Annotated in this window: 27 protein-coding genes and 1 tRNA gene; 12 read left to right on the top strand and 16 right to left on the bottom strand. The window is 54.9% G+C overall.

The window, feature by feature from the left end; genetic code table 11:
- Window positions 1-4: 4 nt before the first annotated feature.
- Window positions 5-880, bottom strand: a complete 876-nt coding sequence (locus tag AC07P6_RS22815; protein ID WP_478314796.1) for a LysR substrate-binding domain-containing protein — start codon at window positions 878-880, stop codon at window positions 5-7.
- 138 nt (window positions 881-1,018) lie between these two features.
- Between AC07P6_RS22815 and AC07P6_RS22820 the strand changes: the two genes are divergently transcribed.
- Together AC07P6_RS22820 and AC07P6_RS22825 are read left to right on the top strand one after the other, a co-directional pair.
- Complete coding sequence (locus tag AC07P6_RS22820; protein WP_434664197.1) at window positions 1,019-1,864, top strand: MBL fold metallo-hydrolase; 846 nt, start codon at window positions 1,019-1,021, stop codon at window positions 1,862-1,864.
- 174 nt (window positions 1,865-2,038) lie between these two features.
- Window positions 2,039-4,015, top strand: a complete 1,977-nt coding sequence (locus AC07P6_RS22825; RefSeq protein WP_478314797.1) for a glycosyl hydrolase family 28 protein — start codon at window positions 2,039-2,041, stop codon at window positions 4,013-4,015.
- 225 nt (window positions 4,016-4,240) lie between these two features.
- Here AC07P6_RS22825 and AC07P6_RS22830 read toward each other — a convergent pair whose 3' ends face one another.
- The 9 genes from AC07P6_RS22830 to AC07P6_RS22870 all read right to left on the bottom strand — a co-directional run bounded on the left by AC07P6_RS22830 (window position 4,241) and on the right by AC07P6_RS22870 (window position 9,154).
- Window positions 4,241-4,420, bottom strand: a complete 180-nt coding sequence (locus AC07P6_RS22830; protein ID WP_220979151.1) for a DUF4222 domain-containing protein — start codon at window positions 4,418-4,420, stop codon at window positions 4,241-4,243.
- Window positions 4,420-4,992 carry a BRO-N domain-containing protein gene (locus AC07P6_RS22835; RefSeq protein ID WP_142523918.1) on the bottom strand — a complete coding sequence of 191 codons (573 nt, stop codon included), beginning with the start codon at window positions 4,990-4,992 and terminating at the stop codon, window positions 4,420-4,422. Before AC07P6_RS22835 ends, AC07P6_RS22830 begins: the two co-directional genes overlap by 1 nt.
- 31 nt (window positions 4,993-5,023) lie before the next feature.
- Window positions 5,024-5,833: an antA/AntB antirepressor family protein gene (locus tag AC07P6_RS22840; protein WP_478314798.1), complete on the bottom strand. Its 810-nt coding sequence runs from the start codon at window positions 5,831-5,833 to the stop codon at window positions 5,024-5,026.
- 13 nt (window positions 5,834-5,846) lie between these two features.
- On the bottom strand, window positions 5,847-6,281 hold the full coding sequence (locus AC07P6_RS22845) for a hypothetical protein (RefSeq protein WP_148854898.1): 435 nt from the start codon (window positions 6,279-6,281) through the stop codon (window positions 5,847-5,849).
- Window positions 6,281-6,478, bottom strand: a complete 198-nt coding sequence (locus AC07P6_RS22850; RefSeq protein WP_148854897.1) for a helix-turn-helix transcriptional regulator — start codon at window positions 6,476-6,478, stop codon at window positions 6,281-6,283. Before AC07P6_RS22850 ends, AC07P6_RS22845 begins: the two co-directional genes overlap by 1 nt.
- A gap of 219 nt (window positions 6,479-6,697) precedes the next feature.
- Complete coding sequence (locus AC07P6_RS22855) at window positions 6,698-7,156, bottom strand: hypothetical protein (RefSeq protein ID WP_262368342.1); 459 nt, start codon at window positions 7,154-7,156, stop codon at window positions 6,698-6,700.
- Window positions 7,157-7,183: 27 nt separating this feature from the next.
- On the bottom strand, window positions 7,184-7,633 hold the full coding sequence (locus tag AC07P6_RS22860) for a hypothetical protein (RefSeq protein WP_148854895.1): 450 nt from the start codon (window positions 7,631-7,633) through the stop codon (window positions 7,184-7,186).
- A 63-nt stretch (window positions 7,634-7,696) separates the two neighbouring features.
- Window positions 7,697-8,911: a tyrosine-type recombinase/integrase gene (locus AC07P6_RS22865; RefSeq protein ID WP_148854894.1), complete on the bottom strand. Its 1,215-nt coding sequence runs from the start codon at window positions 8,909-8,911 to the stop codon at window positions 7,697-7,699.
- Between the two features lie 166 nt (window positions 8,912-9,077).
- Window positions 9,078-9,154, bottom strand: a tRNA-Arg gene (locus AC07P6_RS22870).
- A gap of 298 nt (window positions 9,155-9,452) precedes the next feature.
- On the opposite strand from AC07P6_RS22870, the gene folD reads away from it, so the two are divergent.
- Window positions 9,453-10,319: a bifunctional methylenetetrahydrofolate dehydrogenase/methenyltetrahydrofolate cyclohydrolase FolD gene (gene folD / locus AC07P6_RS22875; protein ID WP_182236919.1), complete on the top strand. Its 867-nt coding sequence runs from the start codon at window positions 9,453-9,455 to the stop codon at window positions 10,317-10,319.
- 1 nt (window position 10,320) lies between these two features.
- Window positions 10,321-10,533 (top strand): ribosome-associated protein YbcJ, encoded by a 213-nt coding sequence (ybcJ, locus tag AC07P6_RS22880; RefSeq protein WP_110273138.1) that lies wholly within the window; start codon window positions 10,321-10,323, stop codon window positions 10,531-10,533.
- A gap of 32 nt (window positions 10,534-10,565) precedes the next feature.
- Here ybcJ and AC07P6_RS22885 read toward each other — a convergent pair whose 3' ends face one another.
- Window positions 10,566-11,309 carry an SDR family oxidoreductase gene (locus AC07P6_RS22885; RefSeq protein WP_304256724.1) on the bottom strand — a complete coding sequence of 248 codons (744 nt, stop codon included), beginning with the start codon at window positions 11,307-11,309 and terminating at the stop codon, window positions 10,566-10,568.
- A 180-nt stretch (window positions 11,310-11,489) separates the two neighbouring features.
- Here AC07P6_RS22885 and AC07P6_RS22890 point away from each other — a divergent pair, with 180 nt between their 5' ends.
- Window positions 11,490-12,032 (top strand): metal-dependent hydrolase, encoded by a 543-nt coding sequence (locus AC07P6_RS22890; protein ID WP_478314799.1) that lies wholly within the window; start codon window positions 11,490-11,492, stop codon window positions 12,030-12,032.
- Between the two features lie 78 nt (window positions 12,033-12,110).
- On the opposite strand, the gene cysS is transcribed toward AC07P6_RS22890, so the two are convergent.
- Window positions 12,111-13,496, bottom strand: coding sequence for a cysteine--tRNA ligase (gene cysS, locus AC07P6_RS22895; protein ID WP_434659917.1), 1,386 nt, complete (start codon window positions 13,494-13,496; stop codon window positions 12,111-12,113).
- 173 nt (window positions 13,497-13,669) lie between these two features.
- Here cysS and ppiB point away from each other — a divergent pair, with 173 nt between their 5' ends.
- The 5 genes from ppiB (at window position 13,670) to purK (ending at window position 16,999) form a co-directional block, all read left to right on the top strand.
- Window positions 13,670-14,164, top strand: a complete 495-nt coding sequence (ppiB, locus tag AC07P6_RS22900) for a peptidylprolyl isomerase B (RefSeq protein ID WP_110273134.1) — start codon at window positions 13,670-13,672, stop codon at window positions 14,162-14,164.
- 3 nt (window positions 14,165-14,167) lie between these two features.
- Complete coding sequence (lpxH, locus tag AC07P6_RS22905; RefSeq protein ID WP_304256722.1) at window positions 14,168-14,890, top strand: UDP-2,3-diacylglucosamine diphosphatase; 723 nt, start codon at window positions 14,168-14,170, stop codon at window positions 14,888-14,890.
- Window positions 14,891-14,990: 100 nt separating this feature from the next.
- The gene (locus tag AC07P6_RS22910) at window positions 14,991-15,329 is read left to right on the top strand and encodes a hypothetical protein (RefSeq protein WP_434659918.1); all 339 of its coding nucleotides are present in this window, start codon (window positions 14,991-14,993) and stop codon (window positions 15,327-15,329) included.
- Window positions 15,330-15,425: 96 nt separating this feature from the next.
- Window positions 15,426-15,935, top strand: a complete 510-nt coding sequence (gene purE, locus AC07P6_RS22915) for a 5-(carboxyamino)imidazole ribonucleotide mutase (RefSeq protein WP_181483232.1) — start codon at window positions 15,426-15,428, stop codon at window positions 15,933-15,935.
- The gene (purK, locus tag AC07P6_RS22920) at window positions 15,932-16,999 is read left to right on the top strand and encodes a 5-(carboxyamino)imidazole ribonucleotide synthase (RefSeq protein WP_304256717.1); all 1,068 of its coding nucleotides are present in this window, start codon (window positions 15,932-15,934) and stop codon (window positions 16,997-16,999) included. The genes purE and purK overlap by 4 nt, the downstream gene beginning before the upstream one ends.
- A 203-nt stretch (window positions 17,000-17,202) precedes the next feature.
- Here purK and AC07P6_RS22925 read toward each other — a convergent pair whose 3' ends face one another.
- From AC07P6_RS22925 to AC07P6_RS22940, 4 genes are read right to left on the bottom strand one after another with little or no spacing between them, the layout of a single operon-like run.
- The gene (locus AC07P6_RS22925) at window positions 17,203-18,096 is read right to left on the bottom strand and encodes a carbamate kinase (protein WP_478314800.1); all 894 of its coding nucleotides are present in this window, start codon (window positions 18,094-18,096) and stop codon (window positions 17,203-17,205) included.
- A gap of 9 nt (window positions 18,097-18,105) precedes the next feature.
- Window positions 18,106-18,909 (bottom strand): oxamate carbamoyltransferase subunit AllH family protein, encoded by an 804-nt coding sequence (locus AC07P6_RS22930; protein WP_478314801.1) that lies wholly within the window; start codon window positions 18,907-18,909, stop codon window positions 18,106-18,108.
- A 9-nt stretch (window positions 18,910-18,918) separates the two neighbouring features.
- A complete protein-coding gene (locus AC07P6_RS22935; protein WP_304256711.1) occupies window positions 18,919-20,178 on the bottom strand; it encodes a YlbE family protein in 1,260 nt (419 codons plus the stop codon).
- Between the two features lie 9 nt (window positions 20,179-20,187).
- The gene (locus AC07P6_RS22940) at window positions 20,188-21,855 is read right to left on the bottom strand and encodes an acyl-CoA synthetase FdrA (RefSeq protein WP_478314802.1); all 1,668 of its coding nucleotides are present in this window, start codon (window positions 21,853-21,855) and stop codon (window positions 20,188-20,190) included.
- 315 nt (window positions 21,856-22,170) lie between these two features.
- On the opposite strand from AC07P6_RS22940, the gene allD reads away from it, so the two are divergent.
- Both allD and allC read left to right on the top strand, forming a co-directional pair.
- The gene (gene allD / locus AC07P6_RS22945) at window positions 22,171-23,220 is read left to right on the top strand and encodes an ureidoglycolate dehydrogenase (protein ID WP_478314803.1); all 1,050 of its coding nucleotides are present in this window, start codon (window positions 22,171-22,173) and stop codon (window positions 23,218-23,220) included.
- Between the two features lie 21 nt (window positions 23,221-23,241).
- Window positions 23,242-24,477 (top strand): allantoate deiminase, encoded by a 1,236-nt coding sequence (gene allC / locus AC07P6_RS22950; RefSeq protein ID WP_478314804.1) that lies wholly within the window; start codon window positions 23,242-23,244, stop codon window positions 24,475-24,477.
- The last annotated feature ends 8 nt before the right edge of the window (window positions 24,478-24,485 follow it).

A 24,485-nucleotide genomic window follows, 5' to 3' on the forward strand; every position in this document is an offset into this window, starting at 1 on the left:
GCCTTCATTGCGCCACCAGCCACTGTTCAAACGCCTGTAGCGCCGCTTCATTGATCCCGTTTGCCAGCGGCTTCACCAGACAGAAGCGCTTCCTCAGACTGCTGGCTATCGGCCACGGAGCAACCAGTAACCCGTTTTCCAGCTCTTTTTCGATATAAGCATGCGGCACCAGCGCAACGCCCTGTCCGGCCAGCGCGGCGGCAATCGCCATTTCATGCAGATCGTAACGTACACCCTGCGCCGGATTATCCAGCGCGATGGCGCACTCTTCAGCGTAGCGAGGCCAGGCGTCGGGGTTCTGCCGTCGATGAATGCGCGGTAGTTCATTCAGCAGGCTGGCGATATCCCCTCTCATCAGTAACGCGGGATGGCATACCGGAACCAGCCGTTCCTCAAACAGAAATTGCATACGCATTCCGGCCCACGCCGGGTGTTCAAAGTGAACCGCCGCATCGAAACCGCTGCCGGTGATGATAAACGGATCGGTTCTGACCGCGATATTCAATGTGATATCAGGATTTTTTTGCTGAAAGTCCCCTAAACGAGGGATCAGCCAGCGGCTGGCAAATGTCGGCGGCGCGGCAATCTCCAGGCTTCGGCTGCCGTTCGTTGCGCCCATCAGATACTGGGTATCTCGTTCAAGCCGCTCCAGAGTTTCGCGCACATGGTGCGCATAGCGCGCACCGTTCGGGTTCAGCCGCACCCGGCTTCCCGTCCGTTCAAAAAGCTGGCAGTTCAACAGAGACTCCAGCCGGGCAATTTGTCGACTGATAGCCCCTTCGGTGAGCGACAGCTCGAGCGCCGCGCGGGCAAAATTGCCATGCCGGGACGCAGCCTCAAAGGCCTGAAGAGAAGCGCTACTGGGGAGTTTCTTTCGCATTCTGGCAATCTCGGTTTTTCGGTTTTAGTGACTAAATATCATTGAGCAGTGAAAGAATATCGCTTCCGACCGCTAAATACAGAACGTAGCATGATCAAACGTCACTCTATTGATTTCTTTATCCTGCAAAAGGTATGTATGCACAATCCCTCATTTATTTCCCGTCAGATTGGTGATTTTCTGGTTACCGCCCTTAGTGATGGCAGCATGGCCGCCAGCCTGGCGCTGCTGTCCGGTATAGATAGCCATGACGCCGGGGAAATCCAGCGCTCTGCGGGCATAACTGACCCCGGTAATATTGACATTAATGGTTATCTTATCCGTGGGAGAGGACGAACCATTTTGGTGGATGCCGGTACAGGAGGACTGAATAATGCGGGCGGCGTATTGCTGGAAAGCCTGCAGGCCGCAGGCGTCGCGACGAAAGATATTGATACCGTGCTGTTGACCCACGCGCACCCGGATCATATCGGCGGCCTGCTGGATGCGAGCGGGGCGCCAGTCTATCCCAACGCCCGGCTGCATCTTCACCCTCTGGAAGCCGAATACTGGCAGGATGACTACATGCTAAAACGGGCCAATGAACGGGGGCAGCGTAACTTCGCCCTCGCCCGCCGCACGCTTGACGCCTGGGCGCACAACCTCAGTTTTCTGGATAATCGTGAAGTGGTCGAGGGTATTCGTCCGCTCTGGCTACCCGGCCATACCCCCGGGCACAGCGGATTTCGCATCGATTCGGCTCATCAAAGCCTGCTGATTTGGGGGGATATCGTCCATTTTCCACATATTCAGGCCGCACAACCCGCAGTCGCTATTGCTTTTGATTGCGATCCTTCACAAGCGCAAATGACGCGAGAGAAGATCTTTGCTCAGGCCGCAAGAGAAAACCTGCTGATTGCCGGTATGCATCTGGGGCCCGCTGGGTTTGCCCGCATCGTGCCGTCTTTGAGGGGATATCGTATCGAATACTCGGCCCCCCAATAATGGGGGATTTTTTACCTTTCCCCACTCACTTTTTCTTACTGACGAAATATTTTTTCGGCTGGCGAAAGATTGACCTTACTCGCGTTTATTTTCCAGTGAAAATATAAAATACAATTTCATTTTTAATGAAGTTTGGTTTTGTTTTTCCATAAAATATGACATTAAGGAAAATCCATGCGCAATAGCTTCAAACCTTCACGCTATATGCTGGCACTCACCCTCGCTCTGGCCGGGGTGGCAAGCGGCTGTAATGACAACAGCGGCGCGAATGATAACCACCAGGATGCGCCCGCTTCCGCGCAGCAGAATGTGATGGTTCCGATACTTTCTGCCGATGAAAACAGCCTGGTACTGGTCTGGGAAAAACCGGAGTCGGAGACGGAGCAGGTCGTGGACTACGTTATCTATCGTGACGGCGAGCGGCTGGGTAGCGCAAGAGACAATCAGAACCACTATTCCCCGGCAAAGCCCTATATTGATAACTTTTACCAGCGCGTTGCCAGCGACGGCTGGCAGCAGCCAATCGACCTGCGTACTTATACCGTCGGCGGCCTGAAGCCGGATACGGAATATGAATTTACGGTACGCGCGGTCTATGCCGAGGGTAAAGAATCCCCGGATAGCGCCGTAATTAAAGCGCGAACCAGCAAAACGCCGCACATCATAGAGGCCAAAACGTTCGGTGCAAAGGACGATGGCACGACGCTAAACACCCAGGCGTTGCAGCAGGCGATTGATAGCTGCACCGTCGCGCAATATCCGCAGGGCTGCAAAGTGGTGATTTCCGGCGGCGAATTCAAAACCGGTGCCCTCTTCCTGCATAGCGACATGACGCTGGAGATTGCCGCAGGAACCACGCTCCTCGGTTCGGAAGATCCGGCTCAATATCCGCTGGAAAAAGGCTATTACCTTTATCCCTACAGCGATCATCCGCAGCCTCGTCGACCGCCATCATTAATTAACGTGCTGGAAAGCAACGATAAAGGCGAATCCCCTGCCGGAACGTTTCGCAATATTCGCATTGTCGGTAAAGGCACTATTGACGGCAACGGCTGGACCCGGGGCGTAAAAAACGGCGGCGAGGCGACGATTACCGATGAACTGGGTAACGAGTTGCCGCAGTACCGCGCGAGCAATGCTAAAAAAGTCAGCACAGATGGCATTCTGGCAAAAAATCAGACCGAGGAAGCCATCGGCGAAGGCGTTGAAAGCAATAGCGCCTATAAAAATCGCCGTTCCAGCCTGATGACCCTGCGCGGCGTGCAAAATCTCTACCTTGCCGGACTCACCATTCGTAACCCCGCCTTCCACGGCGTGATGGCGCTTGAGTCGGAAAACATTACCCTTAACGGGCTGATCCATCAGACTTTTGATGGCAATAATGCCGACGGCGTGGAGTTCGGCAATAGTCAAAACGCTTTAGTCTTCAATAACTTTTTCGACACCGGAGATGATTGCGTCAACTTTGCCGCCGGGTTTGGTAAAGGGGCGGAAACCTTCCATCAAAAACCACAAAGCGGGGCCTGGATCTTTAATAACTATTTCCGCAAAGGCCACGGTGCCGTGGTGACCGGCAGCCATACCGGAGCATGGATCGAGAAAGTTCGCGCCGAGGATAACGTCATGTATATGACCGATGTCGGCCTGCGCATGAAGAGTCGCCCCTACTATGGCGGCGGCGTGCGCGATGTACTGTTCCGCAATAACGCGATGCAGGATATCGCTAAAGAACCGTTTGTTTTTACGATTAAATACAGCGCGGATGTGAATGATACGACGCCAGCCGATGAGCCCGCTCAGTTCCGCGATGTTCAGGTACAGAACGTCACCGTTGACGGTACTTCGGCGAAAAATAGCATTCTGGTGGATGGGATGACCATCGCCGAAATGGCGGAGTCATTTGGGCTAACTTACTCTCGCGATGCTTATCACCAGAATTTGCGTTTTTCCAACGTCAAATTCCGCAATACCAAAGCCACCAGTATCTCTTTCCTCCACGACAGTCAGTTTGATGAAGTGACGTTCGCCAACACGCCGCAGGCCTGGGAATTCTTCGCGGTAAATGACGTCACGCTCGCCGATAGCCTCCATCAGCAGACTATCACCAGCGGGGAGAATGACAAAGTGACTCTGGAAGGGGCAACGAAGTAATATCGTTCCCGGCGGCGCGAGTCGTCGGGGATTTTCAGTAATTCAAAACACAACGAATATCCGCCGCTCATCTATCCATAGTAAAGACACAGGTCATAGCCGGTGCATTAAGTGTTCCCCAGACTATATAGTCCCTACTTTTGGTAAAGATAAATATGGGCGATTTTCCTGATAGCCCCATTATATCGTAGATTGGCATAACAAGGTTACCCTGGGCGGCGGTAATCATTGCTTCACCTCCATGTACTCCTTCATGAAGCGCTCAATGGGCTGTACGCACGGGAACTGATAGCCCTCGCGATAGAACGTCACGCGGTTATGCGCTACAGCGGTCACGCTCACCATCTGGCCGTGAGCGTCGCGGTAGGAGTGATTTGGTAACGGTGTGCTGGTGGGCTTAACCATTAATGAACCTCCAGCAGATCCGGCTGATACTTGCGCCAAAGCTCGATTTCTTCAGCAGCAAGGCGGGCCTTCTCACCTTTGCACGACTGCAGGTCTTTACCGCGCTTACTGGCTTTCTTCGTGTAAATCTCTTTGCGGCGGGTATGGTCATTCAGGAATGCGAACGGCACGCCGTACGAGCCGGTTTTACGGATGGACGGGATAACCTCGCGGAATACCCAATTGCTGAAGCGGTGGGCGAACGTACCGGGCGTGGAGGCTTTACGGCTACGGGCAATCAGCTTATAGAAGCCGGATTCTGCGGCCATATTCCAGCTACGCGCCCCGCCGCGCTTACCCGAATGACCCTCAGTTAAAGTTAGGGTCATTACCTCGTCACAATCCAGAGAGGAAACGGCACTGGTTGGATTGCTGATTTCCAGCGCCTGGCAGACGTCTGAGACAACAAACCACGGTTCACCGTAAACACTCACAATGCGCACGGTATGCCCCTCAAATTTAATAACTGAAATATCGCTCTCTTCGGCTTGGAATATCTCTTTCTGGCTGGCTACAGGCTGAGGGGCAGGCATTGCGACTACCTCGGCTTTGGTAACTGAATGCTTAGTCATGAACCACCCCCAGACGCTTTGCCAGCCACCGCTGAGACAGGCGGATTAGCTCTGCTTTACGCTGGTCGTACTCCATCCCCATATCGATCAGCGTGATGTTGGTGCTCTCCAGGTAGCTGAGGTGCTCCAGTTGGCCGGCGCTCATGCTATCGCGCGGTTCGCCGTCGATACCGTTCACCTGCGCCCACTGCTTAGCGGTCATGCCACCCAGCACAATGCGGGCGATCATGTTGCTTTCGTTGCTGTAGTGGCGGGCTTGCGTCTCTTTCCCCTGTTCCGCCCGGGCAGCATCCAGAGCGGCGCACATCGGCTTAAAGAGGTTGGCAGCACCAATGCGGGCTTTGAGATGGCGGCGGTACTTCGCGGCGATTTCCGGCGCACTCAGCTGTAACGCTTCCTCGCACTGAATGAAATAGCGGCGGACGGCGCGGCCCTGCTCGTTACGCTCAACCATTGCCACTTCTTTAGCCATATCCAGCGAAAGAAGGTAATCATGCTCAATCTGCTGGCGAAATTTTGCGCTCGCCCGTTTTGGTGAGCTCAAATTTTCAACACGGATGTAGTCAGTCCCGGCTACAAATCCGTACTGGTCGATGCGGCCTTTAATCCAGTTGGTAAAGTCGCGGCCCACACCCAGCGCTTTATGCAAAGCTCTGGCGCTCGCAATATTGGTTTCACGCCCGCCAATCTGCCCGGAAATAACAGGGACAATAGCGGCAAAGTCGTTACCGTTAATTACCCCCGGGTTAACGTTGGGTTGAAGGGCGGCCTCAGAATTGAATCTGCTTTTTTCGATTTTCATTTTCTCGGCTCCGTTATGCGGCGGTGAAGTTGTCCGGGTAGAGGTTCAGAATGTCGGTAATATCCTGTTTAGTAAGCCCGTGGTGTTGGTTGACTGCGGCCATGCGGTTAACGAACTGAATCACCTTCAGCACGTCACCACGGCACGCAAACCGGTAGCGCATGTGCGCCCCGATACCATCAGGATTTTTCTCTTCAAGGCGTTCCAGGCAGATATCAAGCTCGCGCTCAAGTTCACTCGCATAGTTGCGGCCAGATGAGAGGCGGCAATTGCGCAGGATATCGTTTTCTGTCCACCCACCGGCCCCACAGCGCAGCATGTAGGTGCGGGCACGGTGTTTCTTCGGAATGCGCTTTGAGGCTTGAACGGTGTAGGCTGGTGGCGTAACATCAGATCCGCGAGTATCTGTGTTAGCCGCCTGCTGTACGGGGCGGTTTTCTTTTTTCATTAGGCCACCTCACCACGCGATTCAGCAATGCGCTGATTAATCCATTCGTCAATTTCGCTTTCAATGAATGCGATTGAGCGCGAGCCAATTTTAATTGCGGCAGGAAAACGCTGTTCACTCATAAGACGATACAACCACGCCTTACTGTAGCCAGTACGTTTCTGAACCTCAGAGAATCGGATTAATGATTGGGACATATTTACCTCGTAACGTCTATTGCGGTTTACGTGGCATATGATTACACGAATAAATGCTATTTCTTCATACCATTAGGCCTAATGGCTAGTGAGGAATGAATAACCCTAAGGGTAAGGGTTATTAAAGACTAACTAACAGTTAGCTTACCCTAAGGGTAGCTATATTAAACCCTTAGGGTAAGACTTTTCGACTAGATACAACCCTAAGGGCTGGGGTGATTAGCCACGCTTGATTGGGCATGCAACCATTTCTATTGCTTTTGCTTGGGCATTGGAAAACCCTTTACCTTCAAGGCCTTGAATAATTGCCACCTGATTCCCTCTGGTAGCTCTGTCATTATCAGGATCGTACATGTTCCATTCAGTGTTTCTTATCTGTATCGCCAGAAGGAGGGGATCATCTTTTCTGTATTCGCCTAAAAGAGTAGGCCTTTCACTCTTTAACTTTTTGATTTTCTCTTTTAAGAGAGAAATCTCGCTTCTGAGGACGCTTATATCCTCTTCCGAAAATGTTTCTGGCTTCCTATTTTCTCCTGATGTAACAATCTCCTCGATTGGAATATCAAGATTAACCCCTAATTTGTCAGCAATAGCCTTTAAGTCAGAACGACGGAAACCATATTTATCAAATTGAGTTGCTGACCAGTGTTCTTCTTTACTTTGCCCCCATCCACTCATTATCCGCTCTCCTATTATTTATATTTATCAAAAAGGAATATCGTCATCAAAATCCATAGGTGCTTCCGATGGAACAATCCTAGTCACGGTGGACGAAGTAAGCGCTGGAGGTAAAACCTCAGGCATCTCATCAAACTCATGAATTACATTCAAAAGGGAATGTAATGATGTATCAGATTCCATGTGGTTATCATCAACCCAAGTAGTTTCTATTGAACCAGCAACACCCTTTTTAACCCACTCAGGCAGTCCTCCATTGGAGTCCTCAATATAAAGGAAATCGGCAATGTCCTTAAGGCTAACATGAGGCTGATAGAGATGAATTCTTGTTATGAACTCTCGAAGACTGATAAATTCTTTTTTCCGAGCCTTTAGCAACTCAGCAATGTCCAGCATTCCGCCACCTCGCGCCCCCTGATTTTGGCGGCTATGCCAGCCCGCAGAGGTGTACGGGTTTTCGGGGATCAGCCTAGACATAGCCTATTCTTTGTTCGTCTACCTAAGTCTACTATTGTCTGCAGATACTGTCTATCCATCCAGTCACGCGCGTTTTCCGAACGAGCCATGCACCACATTTTCACCATTCTCAAGAGCCGCCATATAGTCGGCATACCACTGGAGCATTTCCCGGCGGCCATCCAGATACTGAGCGTGGTTATATGTCCCGCGGATGGAGTTCTTATCGACGTGGGCCAACTGCGTTTCAATCCAGGCTGTGTTATAGCCCTGTTCGTGGAGTATGGTACTCATGGTGTGCCTGAAGCCGTGCCCGGTCGCTTTACCGTCATAGCCAATACGCTTAATCACCTGGTTAATGCTGGCCTCACTCATTGGCTTGCCGGCATCATTTCGACCCGGGAAAACATACTTCCCTCGCCCGGTAAGCTGGTGGATCTCCTCCAGCAACTCGCGAACCTGAATCGAAAGAGGTACGAGGTGTGGGCGCCGCATCTTCATTCGCTCTGCGGGGATGTTCCAGACTCCTTTGTCAAAGTCGATATCAACCCATTCAGAAGCACGGAGCTCAATTGTCCTGAGCCCGGTAAGCATTAACAGTCGGGTGGCGTTGCGGGTAATTGTGCTACCGCTGTATTCACTTAGCGCACGGAGAAAATCCGGGATCTGGTCGGCTAAAAGATGTGGGTAGTGCTGTTGCTTGGGCGGCTTAAGCGCGCCAGCCAGATCTGATACAGGGTTGTGCTCGGCTCTACCGGTAATAATGGCATAGGTAAATATCTGCCGGCAGGCCTGACGGGTTTTCTTGAGTTTATCCAGAACGCCGCGTTGTTCCATCTTTCGCAGGACGTTAAGCATTTCGACCTGGCTGATATCAGTAATCGCCTTTTGCCCGATGAAGGGGAATATATCCTTCTTCAGGTACATCAGGAGATGCTCAGCATAGCCTTCAGACCACGATGTGCTTTTATGGGAATGCCATTCCATAGCCAGGCGCTCAAAGCTGTTTGCCACAGCCTGCTCTTTCGCTTGTTTCTCTTCCTGCTTCTCCTGCCCCGGATCACCACCAGCAGCGAGAACCTTTTTTGCATCCGCGCGTTTCTGTCTGGCCTCCGCCAGAGTGATATCAGGATATACCCCCAACGCCAGAAGCTTCTCTTTACCAGCGATGCGGTACTTAAGGCGCCAGTACCGCGAGCCATTGGGGTTCACCAACAGGTAAAGACCGCCGCCATCAGACAGCTTATAGGGTTTGTCCTTGGGCCTGGATGTGTCGACCTGGCGGGCTGTGAGCTTCATTTTGGGGGTATCTCATTTCATTGAACAGGAATCTACCCCCAAATGTACCCCCACATGAATGTGGATTTCAATAGACCATAGTAGACGTTGAGATAATGAGATATTGGCGAATGCCACGCGTATGCTGGATTTAGTAGACTTCAGGAGACGTTGATAGAAGTGAAAATGGTACGCCCTACAGGGCTCGAACCTGTGACCTACGGCTTAGAAGGCCGTTGCTCTATCCAACTGAGCTAAGGGCGCACTGAGAAGTGAGAACTTCATGATGTGCAATCGCCGGGAATTATACGGTGCACGCCTGATGAGTCAATGTATTTTGCCGTGAAACTGCGCTTGTCTGCATAACCTGTCTGGTTATGCAGCTAAAGCAGTACAAAGTTTATCCAGGTGCATGTTTCTGCACGCTAACTTCAGTACTGACTCAACTCCGGTCAGGCCAAAAGAAAGATAAAATCTCAAACGAAGACTGACAGCGGGGCTGGCTTCTGACAAAATATCGCCATCCCCCTTTCGTAAAGATACAGATGGAATCCTCTCTCTGATGGCAGCAAAAATTATTGACGGTAAAACGATTGCGCAGCAGGTACGCTCTGAGGTTGCGGAAAAAGTAAAGGCTCGCGTTGAGGCAGGAAAACGCGCGCCAGGGTTAGCCGTCGTGCTGGTCGGCAGCAACCCGGCCTCACAGATTTATGTCGGCAGCAAGCGCAAAGCGTGTGAAGAGGTAGGCTTCGTCTCCCGCTCGTACGATCTCCCGGAAACCACCAGCGAAGCGGAGCTGCTGGAGCTTATCGACACGCTGAATGCCGATAACGCCATCGACGGTATTCTGGTCCAGCTACCGCTCCCTGCCGGCATTGATAATGTCAAAGTCCTGGAACGCATTTCGCCGGATAAAGACGTCGACGGTTTCCATCCGTACAACGTCGGTCGCCTGTGCCAGCGCGCACCGCGCCTGCGTCCATGTACCCCGCGCGGCATCGTGACCCTGCTTGAACGTTACAACATCGATACCTACGGCCTGAACGCAGTCGTGATCGGCGCATCCAACATTGTCGGGCGCCCGATGAGCATGGAGCTGCTGTTAGCAGGTTGCACCACGACCGTGACCCATCGTTTTACCAAAAACCTGCGTCATCACGTCGAAAATGCCGACCTGCTGATCGTCGCGGTCGGTAAACCGGGCTTTATTCCGGGTGAATGGATTAAAGAAGGCGCGATTGTGGTCGATGTTGGCATTAACCGCCTGGAAAGCGGCAAAGTGGTTGGCGACGTGGTCTATGAAGATGCCGCCGCGCGCGCGTCTTACATCACGCCGGTTCCTGGCGGCGTCGGCCCGATGACCGTAGCCACCCTCATTCAGAACACGCTACAGGCGTGCGAAGAGTATCACGATATTAAGGAGGCCTAAGATGGCGAACTTCTCTCTGGGCAAACACCCGCACGTTGAACTCTGCGATCTGCTGAAGCTGGAAGGCTGGAGCGAAAGCGGCGCACAGGCGAAAATCGCCATTGCCGACGGTCTGGTCAAAGTCGACGGCGCGGTCGAAACCCGCAAGCGCTGCAAAATCGTCGCCGGTCAAACGGTGAGCTTTGAAGGTCAAAGCATTACCGTTACCGAGTAAAAAGCAAAGGCGCCACAACCGGCGCCTTCATTTTATCCCCGCCCAACGAACGGCATCTCGTTGGCCATGATCGTCAGCTCCAGTACGTTAGTGGTTGGCGGCAGCGCCGCAATCATCTGAATCGCCGCCGCAACATCGGCCACATCCATCATCGCCTCTGGCGCAATCGTGCCGTTAGCCTGATAAACGCCTTTGCGCATCCGCGCCGAAAGCTGCGTCTCGGCATTGCCAACGTTAATCTGCCCGCAGGCGATATTATATTGTCGACAGTCGAGCGCGATGGATTTTGTCAGCCCGGTAATCGCGTGCTTCGAGGCGGTATACGGCGCGCTATACAAGCGCGGGGTGGTTGCAGAAATAGAAGCGTTGTTAATAATCCGCCCGCCCATCGGCTGCTGCTGTTTCATTATCTTGATAGCTTCTTTGGCACAGAGGAAGCTGGCGTGCACGTTGAGATTAAACACCCTCTGCCACTCATCAAACGAGATCTCTTCAATCGATTTTGCCGGGGTGTTATTACCCGCATTGTTAAACAGCAGATCCAGACGACCATACTGCTCGCGGACGCGCTGAAAAAGAGCCTCAACCTGCTGCGGGTCAGTGACGTCTGCGGCAATCGGAATAAATCGTTCAGCGTCCAGCCCCTCTGCGCACTCAGTGAGCTGCTGCTCGTTACGTGCCACCACGATGACCGCGTAGCCCATCTGATACAGGGCCTGCGCCGCCGCATAGCCAATGCCTTTACTGCCCCCAGTAACCAACGCCACCTTCTGCATACGTCTTCTCCCTTATGATATTTAGCTTCACGCTAGCGCGTTAGCGAACGAACAGGAATGGTAGCAATGCAAAAAATCAGCGCGCCGATCCATTCATTTGCCCAAAATCAGAATCTGGAGGGAATGTCTTTACCGGGTACAGAGGCGATAATGGCAATTATTTGCTCAGGATAACGGGATATGCCAACGATCATTACCCACGCCGCCGTGCCTGTATGCTTTGGAGCCGGGCTGGGGCTGCGGATTATCCCGCCACGTCTGTTGCTGGCTGGCGTCGTACTTGCCATGTTGCCGGATGCCGATGTGCTGTCATTCAAATTCGGCATCGCCTACGGCAACGTCTTCGGCCATCGCGGCTTCACCCATTCACTGCTGTTTGCGTTTGTTGTTCCGCTGCTTTGCGTATTATTTGCGGGGCGATGGTTTCGCGTCGGTCTGGTGCGTAGCTGGCTGTTTTTGACGGTTTCGTTGCTGTCGCATAGCCTGCTGGATTCAATTACCACAGGTGGGAAAGGCGTAGGCTGGCTGTGGCCGTGGCTGGATGAGCGTTTCTTTGCACCCTGGCAGGTGATTAAAGTCGCCCCTTTTGCCTTAGCGCAATACACCACGCCATCCGGCCATCAGGTTATTATTTCAGAACTACAGTGGGTCTGGCTGCCGGGAGCCGTTCTGACGCTGTGTTTGTGGGCATACAGAAGCCGGAAAAAAACTGTAAAGAATTGAATTCAGAGAATTTGTGCTTACCGGGGTTTATATAAATGATAAGGCCGCAGTAAAGCGGCCTTAATTTCAAATAAGAGATTACTTACGACGCCAGGTGGTGCCCTGCGGGCCATCTTCCAGAACGATGCCCATCTCGTTGAGACGGTCACGCGCGGCATCCGCCGCCGCCCAGTCTTTCGCTTTACGCGCATCCAGGCGCTGCTGGATAAGCGATTCGATTTCCGCCACTTCTCCATCGTCAGACTGCGCACCGCTTTGCAGGAAGGCATCCGGTTCCTGCTCCAGCAGGCCCAGCACCGAGGCGAGCTTACGCATATGCGCTGCCATGGCGTTGGCTGCAGCGGCATCTTCGGCCTTCAGACGGTTTACTTCACGCGCCATATCGAACAGTGCAGAGTAGGCTTCCGGGGTGTTGAAATCGTCGTCCATCGCTTCGATAAAGCGCGCTTCGAACGCCTCGCCACCATCAGGCTGCGCAGTTTTGTCAGTTCCGCGTAGCGCGGTGTACAGGCGCTCCAGCGCAGAACGCGCCTGCTTGAGGTTCTCTTCGCTATAGTTCAGTTGGCTACGATAGTGGCCAGACATCAGGAAGTAGCGAATGGTCTCCGCATCGTAGTACTTGAGCACGTCGCGCACGGTAAAGAAGTTGCCCAGCGATTTTGACATCTTCTCGCGGTCAACCATCACCATCCCGGAGTGCATCCAGTAATTAACGTACTCGCCGTCGTGGGCACAGGTGGACTGGGCGATTTCGTTTTCATGGTGCGGGAACATCAGATCCGAACCGCCACCGTGAATATCAAAATGGTTGCCCAGCTGCTTGCAGTTCATCGCTGAACACTCGATGTGCCAGCCCGGACGGCCCGCGCCCCACGGCGACGGCCAGCTCGGCTCGCCCTCTTTCGACATCTTCCACAGCACAAAGTCCATCGGGTTATGCTTGACGTCAACCACATCAACGCGCGCGCCAGCCTGCAGCTGGTCGAGATCCTGGCGCGACAGCTGACCGTAGTTCGGGTCGGTCGGGACGTCGAACATCACGTCGCCGTTGTCTGCGACATAAGCATGACCTTTAGCGATCAGCTGCTCGGTAATCTCAATGATTTCCGGGATATGGTGCGTTGCACGCGGCTCGAGATCCGGGCGCAGAATATTCAGCGCATCGAAGTCTTTGTGCATCTCGGCAATCATGCGATCCACCAGCGCGACAAAGCTTTCGCCGTTTTCATTAGCACGCTTAATGATTTTGTCGTCGATATCGGTAATGTTGCGCACGTATTTCAGCTGATAGCCGAGAAAACGCAGATAGCGGGCAACCACGTCAAAGGAGACAAAAGTACGGCCATGGCCGATGTGACAGAGGTCGTAAACGGTAATACCACACACGTACATGCCAACTTCCCCGGCATGGATAGGTTTAAATTCTTCTTTTTGGCGCGTCAGTGTATTAAAAATTTTTAACATCGAAGATTCCGTGTAGACGTGTGTGGTTATAAGTCGCGTATTCTAACCTTAATTCAACCCCGAAGCAGCACACATTGCAAGGTGATCCAACCCCGCGGTTATGCTATAACAGCCCCCTATATCTCGCCCGACTCCGGGTGCAGGCACCACAATCATCGGAACAGGATGCACAAATGGTAACTTTCCACACCAATCATGGCGATATCGTAATCAAAACATTTGACGACAAAGCGCCGGAAACAGTTAAAAACTTCCTGGACTACTGCCGTGAAGGTTTCTACGACAACACCATTTTCCACCGTGTTATCAACGGCTTTATGATTCAGGGCGGCGGTTTTGAGCCGGGTATGAATCAGAAAACCACCAAATCCCCGATTCAGAACGAAGCGAACAACGGTCTGAAAAACACCCGCGGTACCCTGGCGATGGCTCGTACTCAGGCGCCTCACTCCGCTACCGCACAGTTCTTTATCAACGTCGCCGATAACGACTTCCTGAACTTCTCCGGCGAAAGCCTGCAGGGTTGGGGCTACTGCGTATTCGCAGAAGTCGTTGAGGGTCTGGACGTGGTCGACAAAATCAAATCGGTCTCCACTGGCCGCAGCGGCATGCACCAGGATGTGCCGAAAGAAGATGTTGTGATCAAAAGCGTCACCGTCAGCGAGTAATTCGTGGCGACACTTTTTATTGCGGATTTGCATCTGCAAACGGAAGAACCGGCGATTACCGCCGGTTTTCTGCGCTTTTTACAGGGTGAAGCCCGCAAGGCGGACGCTCTGTATATTCTTGGCGATCTGTTTGAAGCCTGGATTGGTGATGACGATCCAAACCCGCTGCATCAGCAAATCTCCGCCGCAATCAAAGCATTAGTCGACTCCGGCGTCCCCTGCTACTTTATCCACGGCAACCGCGATTTTCTCGTCGGTCAGCGTTTTGCCCGCGAAAGCGCCATGACTCTGCTGCCGGAAGAGAAGGTTCTCAACCTCTACGGGCGCAACGTGCTGATTATGCACGGCGATACCCTTTGCACCGACGACGCGGGCTATCTGGCGTTTCGCGCGAAAGTCCACAATCCCTGGATCCAGCGCCTGTTTCTGGCCTTACCGCTGTTTATCCGCCGCCGCATTGCCGCTAAAATGCGCGCCGACAGCAAAGCCGCCAACAGCAGTAAATCGATGGAAATTATGGATGTGAACCCACAAGCGGTGGTTGACGCGATGGAGAAACATCACGTCCAGTGGCTGATTCACGGGCATACACACCGTCCTGCCGTCCATCAGTTAGACGCCAACGACAAAGCCGCTTATCGCGTGGTTCTTGGCGCGTGGCATAGCGAAGGTTCAATGGTCAAAGTGACGCCAGAAGACGTTGAGCTGATTCATTTCCCCTTCTAACCCCAGCAAGCACTATTCCGAAAAACACTCCCCAGGCAACAGAATTGTTGTATTAACATTTAACCGCCAGGTTAATTTTCAGCCAAACCACTTTCAAGGAATGAAAATGCAAAAATGGAGTCAGCCCCTGATTTGGGGAATGATCATCGCGATCCTCAATCCGTTAGGTGTAAGCTATATTGCCTTAATCGGCGTCGCTATCGGCAACACACTGGCATTTGTCTGGTGTGCAATGCTGGTGTGGGCGATCTATTTCTATGCTATTTATTTGCTCTGTACCCGGCCCCACGATGGGCGGCTGGTACGAATCTATTTACTGATAATGGGTACCATAATGCTCCCCTGGGGGTTAGTGCTGCTTATCACTTGTATCATGAATGAGATAAAGGCCAATAAACAACGTACTTCATCGTCGACAACCGAGACAAAAGACGGCTAACCACGCGCACGCAACCGTTTTCCTCGCCGGGAGTTCATGCTATTCTCTGTGGCCTCTAAAGCAGTGTGAAACACACCCACAGGAGTTTTAAGACGCATGTCTTCCCGCAATAATTCGGCGCGTATCGCCATCGTGATGGGGTCCAAAAGCGACTGGGCTACCATGCAATTTACCGCAGAAATCCTTGATGCCCTGAACGTTCCGTACCATGTCGACGTGGTCTCCGCACATCGCACTCCCGATAAACTGTTTAGCTTCGCCGAAAGCGCAGAAGAGAACGGTTTTCAGGTGATTATTGCCGGTGCGGGCGGCGCGGCGCATTTGCCGGGCATGATTGCGGCGAAAACCCTGGTGCCGGTTTTAGGCGTGCCGGTTCAGAGCGCGGCATTAAGCGGCGTTGACAGCCTCTACTCCATTGTTCAGATGCCGCGCGGCATTCCGGTTGGCACGCTGGCGATCGGTAAAGCCGGAGCCGCCAACGCTGCCCTGCTGGCCGCACAGATCCTCGCCCAGCATGATGCAGAACTGCACCAACGCCTCAGCGCCTGGCGTCAGGCGCAGACCGATGAAGTGCTGGAGAATCCGGACCCGCGGGGTGCGGCATGAAGCAGGTTTGCGTTCTCGGTAACGGTCAACTAGGCCGAATGCTGCGTCAGGCCGGTGAGCCGCTGGGTATCGCGGTCTGGCCGGTCGGTCTTGATGCCGACCCGGAAGCGGTGCCGTTTCAGCAAAGCGTGATTACCGCTGAAATCGAACGCTGGCCGGAAACCGCTCTGACCCGCGAGCTGGCGCGTCATTCCGCCTTCGTCAACCGAGACGTCTTCCCGATTATCGCCGATCGTCTGACGCAAAAGCAGCTGTTCGATAAGTTGGGGCTCGCCACCGCGCCGTGGCAGCTTCTGGCGGATAAAAGCGAGTGGCCAGCGGTATTTGCTCGCCTTGGCGAGTTGGCTATCGTTAAGCGCCGGGTGGGTGGCTACGATGGTCGCGGCCAGTGGCGTTTGCGGGAGAACGAAACCGCTCAGTTGCCGGATGATAACTACGGCGAGTGTATCGTCGAGCAGGGGATTAACTTCTCCGGCGAAGTGTCGCTGGTTGGCGCTCGCGCCCACGACGGCAGCACGGTCTTCTACCCGTTGACCCGAAACCTGCATCAGGACGGTATTTTGCGCACCAGCGTCGCCTTCCCGCAGGCGAACGCGAAGCAGCAGGAGCAAGCAGAGTCGATGCTGTCGGCGGTTATGCATGAGCTAGGCTATGTCGGCGTGATGGCGATGGAGTGCTTTATCACTCCGGAAGGGTTGCTGATTAACGAGCTGGCGCCGCGCGTGCATAACAGCGGTCACTGGACGCAGAACGGAGCGTCGATTAGTCAGTTCGAACTGCATTTGCGGGCGATTACCGGCCTGCCGCTACCGCCGCCGGTGGTGAATAGCCCGTCGGTGATGATCAACCTGATCGGTACCGATCTGAATTATGCCTGGCTGAAGCTGCCGCTGGTGCATCTGCACTGGTACGACAAAGAAGTGCGTCCGGGCCGTAAGGTCGGGCACCTGAACCTGACCGACAGCGATACCGACCGCCTGAGCGCGACGCTGGAAGCGTTAAAGCCGTTGCTGCCGCCGGAGTATATCAGCGGTATCGTTTGGGCACAGGCGCAGCTCGCATAATCTTGCCCGTCATCCCGGCTTGCGGCGCGCTGCGCCTTAGCCGGGCTATAAAACCCTCTATGCGCACGGATTCTTCGGGTATTTTCCCGGAGGCGATGCTACGCATCTGTCCGGGCTACCAGCCCGCAGACAACTGTGAACCCGTAGCCCGGGCAAGGCGCGTTAGCGCCGCCCCCGGGGAAAGCGCGCACAATAGCCACGCATCAGGGCTTGATGCAGGTTCCCGCCAGCCCGGCCAGGGTGTCATCGATGCGCGATAGCGCGCCTATCCACGCTCGCTTGCCACGGCGGCGGACGTAGCCGCTTACCGCCGCGATTTTCGGCCCCATCGCGCCATCGTCGCGGGCAAACGGGGCCAGCTCTTCCGGCGTTGCTTCGCGGATCGGTCGCTGCATCGGCGTACCCCAGTGCTCATACACCGCGTCGGCGTCGGTGAGGATCACCAGGCCATCAGCATTAATCTGCTCTGCCAGCAGCGCGGCGGCGAGGTCTTTATCAATCACCGCCTCCGCGCCCTGCCCGCTCTCCAGCACCGGAATTCCCCCGCCGCCACAGCAAATCACCGCGTGACCTTCGCCCAGCAGGCGCTCAATCGACTCGCTCTCCTCAATCCTCACCGGTGTCGGCGAAGGAACCACCCGGCGCAGGTACTTGCCATCGCGCTTCATCGTCCAGCCGTACTCGGCTTCAAGCTGTTTCTGCAACTCCGGGTCATAAACCGGGCCAATAAATTTTTCCGGGGACGAAAAAGCCGGATCGTTCGAGGCTACCGCAATGCGCGTCATCACCGTCGACACCGGCGGCATCAGTGATTCCTGCGCCAGACGCTGCGCCAGCATATAGCCAATCATCCCCTGGCTCTCCGCCACCAGCACATCCAGCGGATAAGGCTCAACATCGCCATAGGCCAGGTTTTGCAGCGACAGCAAGCCCACCTGCGGCCCGTTGCCGTGAACAATCGCCAGCCGGTAATTTTGCGCCAGACGCGCCAGCGCCGGAACCGCGCTATCAATATTGCGATACTGATTTTCCACCGTCAGCGCTTCCCCGCGCTGCAATAAAGCGTTGCCGCCGAGGGCAACCACCAGCGTTTTCATGATTTTTCCTTAGATAATGTGTTGCGCCAACCAGAATCCCAGCAGGGTATCCGCGCCGGAGGTATGGCCCATCGCCAGCAGAGCCTCGACGGCGGGTTCAATGCGGCGTCGGCGTTGAAGAGCATGCGCGAAATGCATCAGCGGCGAGGCAAAACGCCCCTCGCTGGCGTAGCGTAAATAGTTGACGCTCACCTGGGTCGTCGTCGCATGCAGATCGCCGGAAGCACGAAAAAACGTGCGTCCGCCATGGCGCGACATCTGCCCCGCGCACCACGACGCCAGCATCATGCCAATCAGCATGTCGTCCAGGCTCGGCGTCAGGCCCGGCCCCTTTCCCAACCACAATCGCCAGTCGACGGCGCTCCCGGTCAGGGCGGAGGCAAAACAGTGGCGCAGCTGACGCAGCTCAGGGTGCTGCGGCAGACGGGTCGCCTGCGACAGCGGCCCGAACAGCCCGGTCTCTTCCGGGCGATCCACCAGCGCTTTCGGCAAGTGAGCGCCATCGGGATGAGAGCGAGGCCGCAGGGAGCAGCGCCGGCGCGGCGGCGACAGCAAAAGGCTATCGACCTGAATGCCGTTATCCCGCGCAAGCGGCAACGCCCCCGCCCGCAGCGCCGTGTGTAAGCGGATAAAATCGCGATGGCGTAATACCCATCCGCCAGGGCTCACCCCCTGCCCCTGATGATGAAGCGTCAGCAGAGCGCCGCCTTCAACATAGAGATTGATAGTGCGTTGCCAGAGGCCGCCGGTTCGCCAGGGCTGGCGATGGTCCGGCGCATCGACGCTGCCTATCAGCGGACGAATAGTCTCCATCGCGCCTCCTCAGCTCACGCCCAGCTCGTCCGCCAGCGCTTCCAGCGCCAGTTCGAAACAGGCCAGCGGCGCTCTGACGGTCCCGGCGCCAATCTGGCCGATCCCCGCCTCTTTGTGGGCGATGCCGGTGTTGATCAGCGGAGTAATGCCGGTTTCTACCACCCGACGAATATCGAGACCCAGACAGGCTCCCTGGAAATCCCAGCCCGGAATTTGCAGCTGCATATTGCGCTCCAGGAAGATTTCCGCCATCTCCTCGGAAACGGATTTCGCCGCTTCCATGCCGCCCGCGCCGACAAAACGCGTCACGCCTGGGGCCGCGATCATTGCCGCACCACCGATACCGAAGGTTTCGGTAATCGCGCTATCGCCCATATCCGGGTTGGCCTGCTCCTGAGAAAAGCCGGTGAAAAACAGCCCCTGCGGCGTATTGACCGGCGCGGTAAACCAGCGGTCACCCAGCCCGCTGACGCGGATACCGAACATATCGCCGTTGCGGGTCATCGCGGTAACGATACTGCCCGCACGAATTTGTGCCCCGCTATCCATCGCCGCTTTGCAGTAGGCCATCGCCAGGTTAAGGAAGAACTGATCGGTAATGGCAAGGAAGTCCATCACTTCAGCAATCTGCTGTTTGTCATGGTTGAGGCGCGCCAGATGCGGCGCCAGCGTGCGCATCAGCAGCGCGGAGGTAGCGATATTACGCTGGTGGAACTCATCGCCCATGGTGATGCCCTGCGCCATCATCGCGGTCAGGTCGATACCGCGATCCATCTGTTTCAGCGCCGCGCTCAGAACCGGCATCAGCACATCGCGCATCCAGCGCAGGCGCTGCTGAACATCTTCGCCGTAAGCGCCGAAACGCATCACCTTGCCAATCCCTTCATTCAGGTTGCAATACGCGCGGTTGCCCTCGGCGATGTTCTCCACCACCAGCATCGGCATATTTGGCGAAGTAATGCCGCCCATCGGCCCCACGGCGTTAACGTGGTGGCAGGGAATAAAGGTAATCTCGCCGCTTTCCAGCATCGCATGGGCCGTTTTTTCATCCTGCGCCCAGCCTTCAAACAGACATGCGCCAATACAGGCCCCTTTCATCGGGCCGGTCATCTCCTGCCAGCGCATCGGCGGCCCGGCATGAAGCAAGGTTTTATTCTGATTCAACGCCCCGATTAAAGAACCCGCTGGCTTCACATCCAGCCAGTGCGGACGTGCATTACGAATTCGTTCTATTACTGCGTCATTGGCCTGCGCCACTGATGTAAACATAGAGACCTCTTATTGCAAACGTTCTAATAAACGAGCCAGTTTCTTATTCCCCCCGGCGATCGGTGCCCACTGATAGTGGACAACCGGCGTTCCGGCGGACTGTAAATCGAGCGCGAAGCTGCGCAGGCCAGCGTTGATCACCGCCACGCCGTCCAGCAGGGTGGCGCGCGGGGCCAGTTCGGCCATCCGTTGCGGACTAATCAGCGCGCTGGCGAGCAGGGTGGCTTCGGGAAGGCTATCGACCACCACAATCCCCGCATCTTCAAGAGCGGCTATCTGGCGGGAACGGCACTGCGGGTCGGTTTCGGTGCCGGTCACCGTGGCGATGATATGCAGCGGATGGCGCTCATCTCTGACGGCCCACGCCCGCTGGCAGGCTGCCACCAGCGATTCGGCAGGATCGGCGGTCGCGCCGTAGCCAATCACCACGTCCAGCAGCAGTACGCCCACCTGCGTTTGCTCACCCAGTTCAGCAATCAACTGATTACGCAGTGAAGGGTCGATCATCGGATGCGGGCGGCCAACGGTGTAAAAATCATCGCCGAGGTCGACGATCTGGTGGCCCTGCGCATTGAGCATCATGCCCTGCGGATGATGTTCGTCAGGCGTGATACCCAGCCGTTCAGCGAGCAGCCCGGCGGATTCCGCGGCCAACGTGCCGCCGGTGTATAAACCGCGAATCTGTTTTCCCGCCACGGCGGTCAGGGTTTCCTGATGACGTACCACCCGCGCCAGCAGGCAGGCCAGGCGTCCGGCCTCATCCAGCGTGCGGGCAAACCAGACGTTCTCATCGCGGGTAGCTTTCGGCGCATAGCCAAGAAACAGCGCCACCACCGGCTTGGCGCTGCGCTTCATGGCGCTAATCATCTTCTGACGCACCGCCTCGGCGGGTGGCTTCGAGACAAAGGCCAGCACCTGGCTTTGCCCGTCCTGGGTCAGCATTTCCAGCGCCGTCTGTGCGCTGATGCCGCCCACTTCGGCGCTGAGGTCTCGTCCGCCGAGACCAATCGCATGGCTGATCCCTTCCCCGCCGAGAACAATTTGCGAGACCAGTTCCTGAATGCCGGTACCGGACGCGCCAATCACGCCGATATTGCCGTCCGGCGTGACGTTGGCGAAAGCCAGCGGGGTTCCGGCGATCATGGCGGTGCCGCAGTCCGGCCCCATCACCAGCAACCCTTTATCACGAGCACGTTTTTTGAGGGCGATTTCGTCCTCCAGCGTGACGTTGTCGGAGAAAATCATCACGTTTTTCTCACTGCTGAGCGCCTGGTGGGCTAACTCCGCAGCATACTCTCCGGCGACGGAAATCAAGGTCATATTGGCCTGCGGCAGCTTTTGCGTGGCACTTTGCCAGCGACGAACCACGCTGAGGCTTTGGCTTTGCCCACTCCCCTGCGCCAGCGCGGTTAACGCTTCATCCAGACGGGCGACAATCATTTCCGTTACCGCCGTATCGGCGCAATCGGTGCGGATCGCCACGCAAATATCATTCGGCGTGGCCGTGGCAAAATCGTCGTGCCAGAAACCGGTGGTTTCCAGCAGCGATTTATTGGCCGGTGTTCCCATCATGACCGAAACATCGTCGACATTTTCTGACTCACTCAGTTTTCTTGAAATAATCATTAAACTGACTGAATCCTGAAAACAGCCCTTTTTAATAAAGGCATGGATCATAATAACTCCCCAATAATTGCACCCATTGCAATTGAATGAGCATGGTTAATCTGCAATCAGGCTAGCGATATAAAATTATTGGTGGCGTGACCAATATCACATGGAAATTATTACACAACGCTTTCAAATAAACCCCTGGACATTAGTGCGTAATTTTCAATGAATAGATTAACCGGGTCCCTTCTGATAAACCGACGGTGATTATCAAATAAAATCTAACTAACTATTTTTACCCGTACAGATCACAATTTAAGTTTATTTTCCCCGTATTTTAGTCGTCAGTCAGGCTCTACACCGTCGTTAAAAGGAAGACAGATGAAAGTCAGTCGGGAAACACTTCATCAGCTTATTGCCAATAAGCTGAACACAGCAGGGCTTACTCATCATCACGCGGATATTATTGCCGACGTGCTGGTTTATGCCGATGCCAGGGGAATTCATTCGCACGGCGCGGTTCGCGTTGAATATTATGCGGAGCGTATTTCAAAAGGCGGAACCAATCGTAACCCCACCTTCACCTTTGAAAAGAGCGGCCCCTGCAGCGGGATTTTGCATGCCGATAACGCCGCCGGTCAGGTCGCCGCCAAAATGGGTATGGAACAGGCGATAGAAATCGCCCGGGAAAACGGCGTGGCCGTGGTTGGCATTCGGCGCATGGGGCATAGCGGCGCGATCTCTTACTTCGCACAGCAGGCGGCCCGCGCCGGGTTTATTGGGCTTTCGCTGTGTCAGTCAGACCCGATGGTGGTCCCTTTTGGCGGTGCAGAAATCTATTACGGCACCAATCCGCTAGCCTTTGCCGCACCCGGCGAGGGCGACGATATTATCACCTTCGATATGGCCACTACCGTGCAAGCCTGGGGGAAAATTCTCGACGCCCGCTCGCGTCATGAAACCATCCCCGATAGCTGGGCGGTGGATAAAAACGGCGCGCCGACCAGCGACCCGTTTGCCGTTCACGCCCTGCTGCCGGCTGCGGGACCGAAAGGCTACGGCCTGATGATGATGATCGATGTGCTCTCCGGCATTTTGCTCAACCTTCCCTTTGGCCGTCAGGTCAGCTCAATGTATGACAACCTGAGCCAGGGACGCGAACTCGGCCAGCTGCATATCGTTATCAACCCGGAATTTTTCTCCTCCAGCGCGTTATTCCGCCAGCATATCAGCGACACCATGCGCGAATTAAACGCCATTACACCAGCCCCCGGATTTAACCAGGTTTATTACCCGGGGCAGAACCTGGATATCAACGAGAAAAACAGCGCCGTCGACGGTATCGAGATCGTTGATGAGATTTATGACTATCTGGTTTCGGACGCTTTATATAACCGCTCTTATGAAACCAATTCCCCTTTTGCTCAATAAATTAAGTTACAGGAGTTGCGTATGGCTAATTATTTTCGACAGGCAATTGAAGAGACGTTGCCGTGGCTTTCCTCTTTCGGCGCTGACCCAACCGGGGGCATAACCCGCCTGCTCTATTCACCGGAATGGCTGCAAGCACAGCAGGCGTTCAAACAAAAGATGAGCGAAAGTGGGCTGGAGACGCGCTTTGATGAGGTCGGCAACTTGTATGGCCGCCTGCCCGGTACGCGCTTTCCCGACGAAGTTATCCTTAGCGGCTCGCATATTGATAGCGTGGTCAACGGCGGTAATCTTGACGGCCAGTTCGGCGCGCTGGCGGCGTGGCTGGCGGTACGCTGGCTGAAGGAGACCTACGGCGCGCCGCTGCGTACCGTCGAAGTGCTGGCGTTAGCGGAAGAAGAAGGCAGCCGCTTCCCTTATGTGTTCTGGGGCAGCAAAAATATCGTCGGCATCGCCAACCCAGCGGACGTTCGCGATATCAAAGATACCAAAGGCGTGGCTTTTGTTGATGCCATGAAGCAATGCGGTTTCACGCTACCCGCCGCGCCGCTGGCTCCGCGCCGCGATATTAAGGCCTTCGTTGAACTGCATATCGAACAGGGCCGCGTACTGGAAACCAACAAGCAGTCCATCGGCGTGGTCAACGCCATCGTCGGACAGCGCCGTTATACCATCACACTTAACGGCGAATCCAACCATGCGGGCACCACCCCAATGGGCTACCGCCGCGATACCGTCCACGCCTTCAGCCGCATCTGCTGTGAATCTATCGCCAAGGCGAAAGCCCACGGCGACCCGCTGGTTCTGACCTTCGGTAAGGTTGACCCGCAGCCGAACACCGTCAACGTGGTACCGGGTAAAACGGTCTTTACCATGGACTGCCGCCATACCGATGCGTTTGAATTAACGGCATTTACCGAAGTGATCGAAGCTGATATGCGGCGGATCTGTCAGGAAATGGAGATTGGCATCGAGATCGATCTGTGGATGGATGAAGCCCCGGTACCGATGGACAAAGCGCTGGTCACCCAGCTCACTGCGTTGTGCGAAAAAGAGAAGGTTAATTTCCGCGTGATGCACAGCGGCGCGGGACACGACGCGCAAATTTTCGCCCCCTGCTTCCCGACCTGCATGATCTTTATGCCGAGCATAAAGGGTATTAGCCATAACCCGGCGGAAAGCACGCATATCGACGATCTGGCGGAAGGCGTGAATACCCTCGCATTAATGTTGCATCAACTGGCCTGGACTGAATGAGGAAAAAA

The sequence above is a fragment of the Klebsiella sp. GFKo11 genome (assembly GCF_056490265.1).

Coding starts and splice junctions, on each gene's coding strand:
- AC07P6_RS22940 (WP_478314802.1), bottom strand. CDS start 21,855: ATGATCCATGCCTTTATTAAAAAGGGCTGTTTTCAGGATTCAGTCAGT.
- AC07P6_RS22835 (WP_142523918.1), bottom strand. CDS start 4,992: ATGCCTGCCCCTCAGCCTGTAGCCAGCCAGAAAGAGATATTCCAAGCC.
- AC07P6_RS22845 (WP_148854898.1), bottom strand. CDS start 6,281: ATGAAAAAAGAAAACCGCCCCGTACAGCAGGCGGCTAACACAGATACT.
- AC07P6_RS22815 (WP_478314796.1), bottom strand. CDS start 880: ATGCGAAAGAAACTCCCCAGTAGCGCTTCTCTTCAGGCCTTTGAGGCT.
- AC07P6_RS22910 (WP_434659918.1), top strand. CDS start 14,991: ATGAAAATGCAAAAATGGAGTCAGCCCCTGATTTGGGGAATGATCATC.
- AC07P6_RS22860 (WP_148854895.1), bottom strand. CDS start 7,633: ATGTCTAGGCTGATCCCCGAAAACCCGTACACCTCTGCGGGCTGGCAT.
- AC07P6_RS22820 (WP_434664197.1), top strand. CDS start 1,019: ATGCACAATCCCTCATTTATTTCCCGTCAGATTGGTGATTTTCTGGTT.
- AC07P6_RS22885 (WP_304256724.1), bottom strand. CDS start 11,309: ATGCAGAAGGTGGCGTTGGTTACTGGGGGCAGTAAAGGCATTGGCTAT.
- AC07P6_RS22930 (WP_478314801.1), bottom strand. CDS start 18,909: ATGGAGACTATTCGTCCGCTGATAGGCAGCGTCGATGCGCCGGACCAT.
- AC07P6_RS22850 (WP_148854897.1), bottom strand. CDS start 6,478: ATGTCCCAATCATTAATCCGATTCTCTGAGGTTCAGAAACGTACTGGC.
- AC07P6_RS22925 (WP_478314800.1), bottom strand. CDS start 18,096: ATGAAAACGCTGGTGGTTGCCCTCGGCGGCAACGCTTTATTGCAGCGC.
- folD (WP_182236919.1), top strand. CDS start 9,453: ATGGCAGCAAAAATTATTGACGGTAAAACGATTGCGCAGCAGGTACGC.
- allD (WP_478314803.1), top strand. CDS start 22,171: ATGAAAGTCAGTCGGGAAACACTTCATCAGCTTATTGCCAATAAGCTG.
- AC07P6_RS22840 (WP_478314798.1), bottom strand. CDS start 5,833: ATGAAAATCGAAAAAAGCAGATTCAATTCTGAGGCCGCCCTTCAACCC.
- purE (WP_181483232.1), top strand. CDS start 15,426: ATGTCTTCCCGCAATAATTCGGCGCGTATCGCCATCGTGATGGGGTCC.
- AC07P6_RS22855 (WP_262368342.1), bottom strand. CDS start 7,156: ATGAGTGGATGGGGGCAAAGTAAAGAAGAACACTGGTCAGCAACTCAA.
- AC07P6_RS22865 (WP_148854894.1), bottom strand. CDS start 8,911: ATGAAGCTCACAGCCCGCCAGGTCGACACATCCAGGCCCAAGGACAAA.
- AC07P6_RS22830 (WP_220979151.1), bottom strand. CDS start 4,420: ATGGTTAAGCCCACCAGCACACCGTTACCAAATCACTCCTACCGCGAC.
- AC07P6_RS22890 (WP_478314799.1), top strand. CDS start 11,490: ATGCCAACGATCATTACCCACGCCGCCGTGCCTGTATGCTTTGGAGCC.
- ybcJ (WP_110273138.1), top strand. CDS start 10,321: ATGGCGAACTTCTCTCTGGGCAAACACCCGCACGTTGAACTCTGCGAT.
- AC07P6_RS22935 (WP_304256711.1), bottom strand. CDS start 20,178: ATGTTTACATCAGTGGCGCAGGCCAATGACGCAGTAATAGAACGAATT.
- ppiB (WP_110273134.1), top strand. CDS start 13,670: ATGGTAACTTTCCACACCAATCATGGCGATATCGTAATCAAAACATTT.
- purK (WP_304256717.1), top strand. CDS start 15,932: ATGAAGCAGGTTTGCGTTCTCGGTAACGGTCAACTAGGCCGAATGCTG.
- cysS (WP_434659917.1), bottom strand. CDS start 13,496: ATGTTAAAAATTTTTAATACACTGACGCGCCAAAAAGAAGAATTTAAA.
- AC07P6_RS22825 (WP_478314797.1), top strand. CDS start 2,039: ATGCGCAATAGCTTCAAACCTTCACGCTATATGCTGGCACTCACCCTC.
- allC (WP_478314804.1), top strand. CDS start 23,242: ATGGCTAATTATTTTCGACAGGCAATTGAAGAGACGTTGCCGTGGCTT.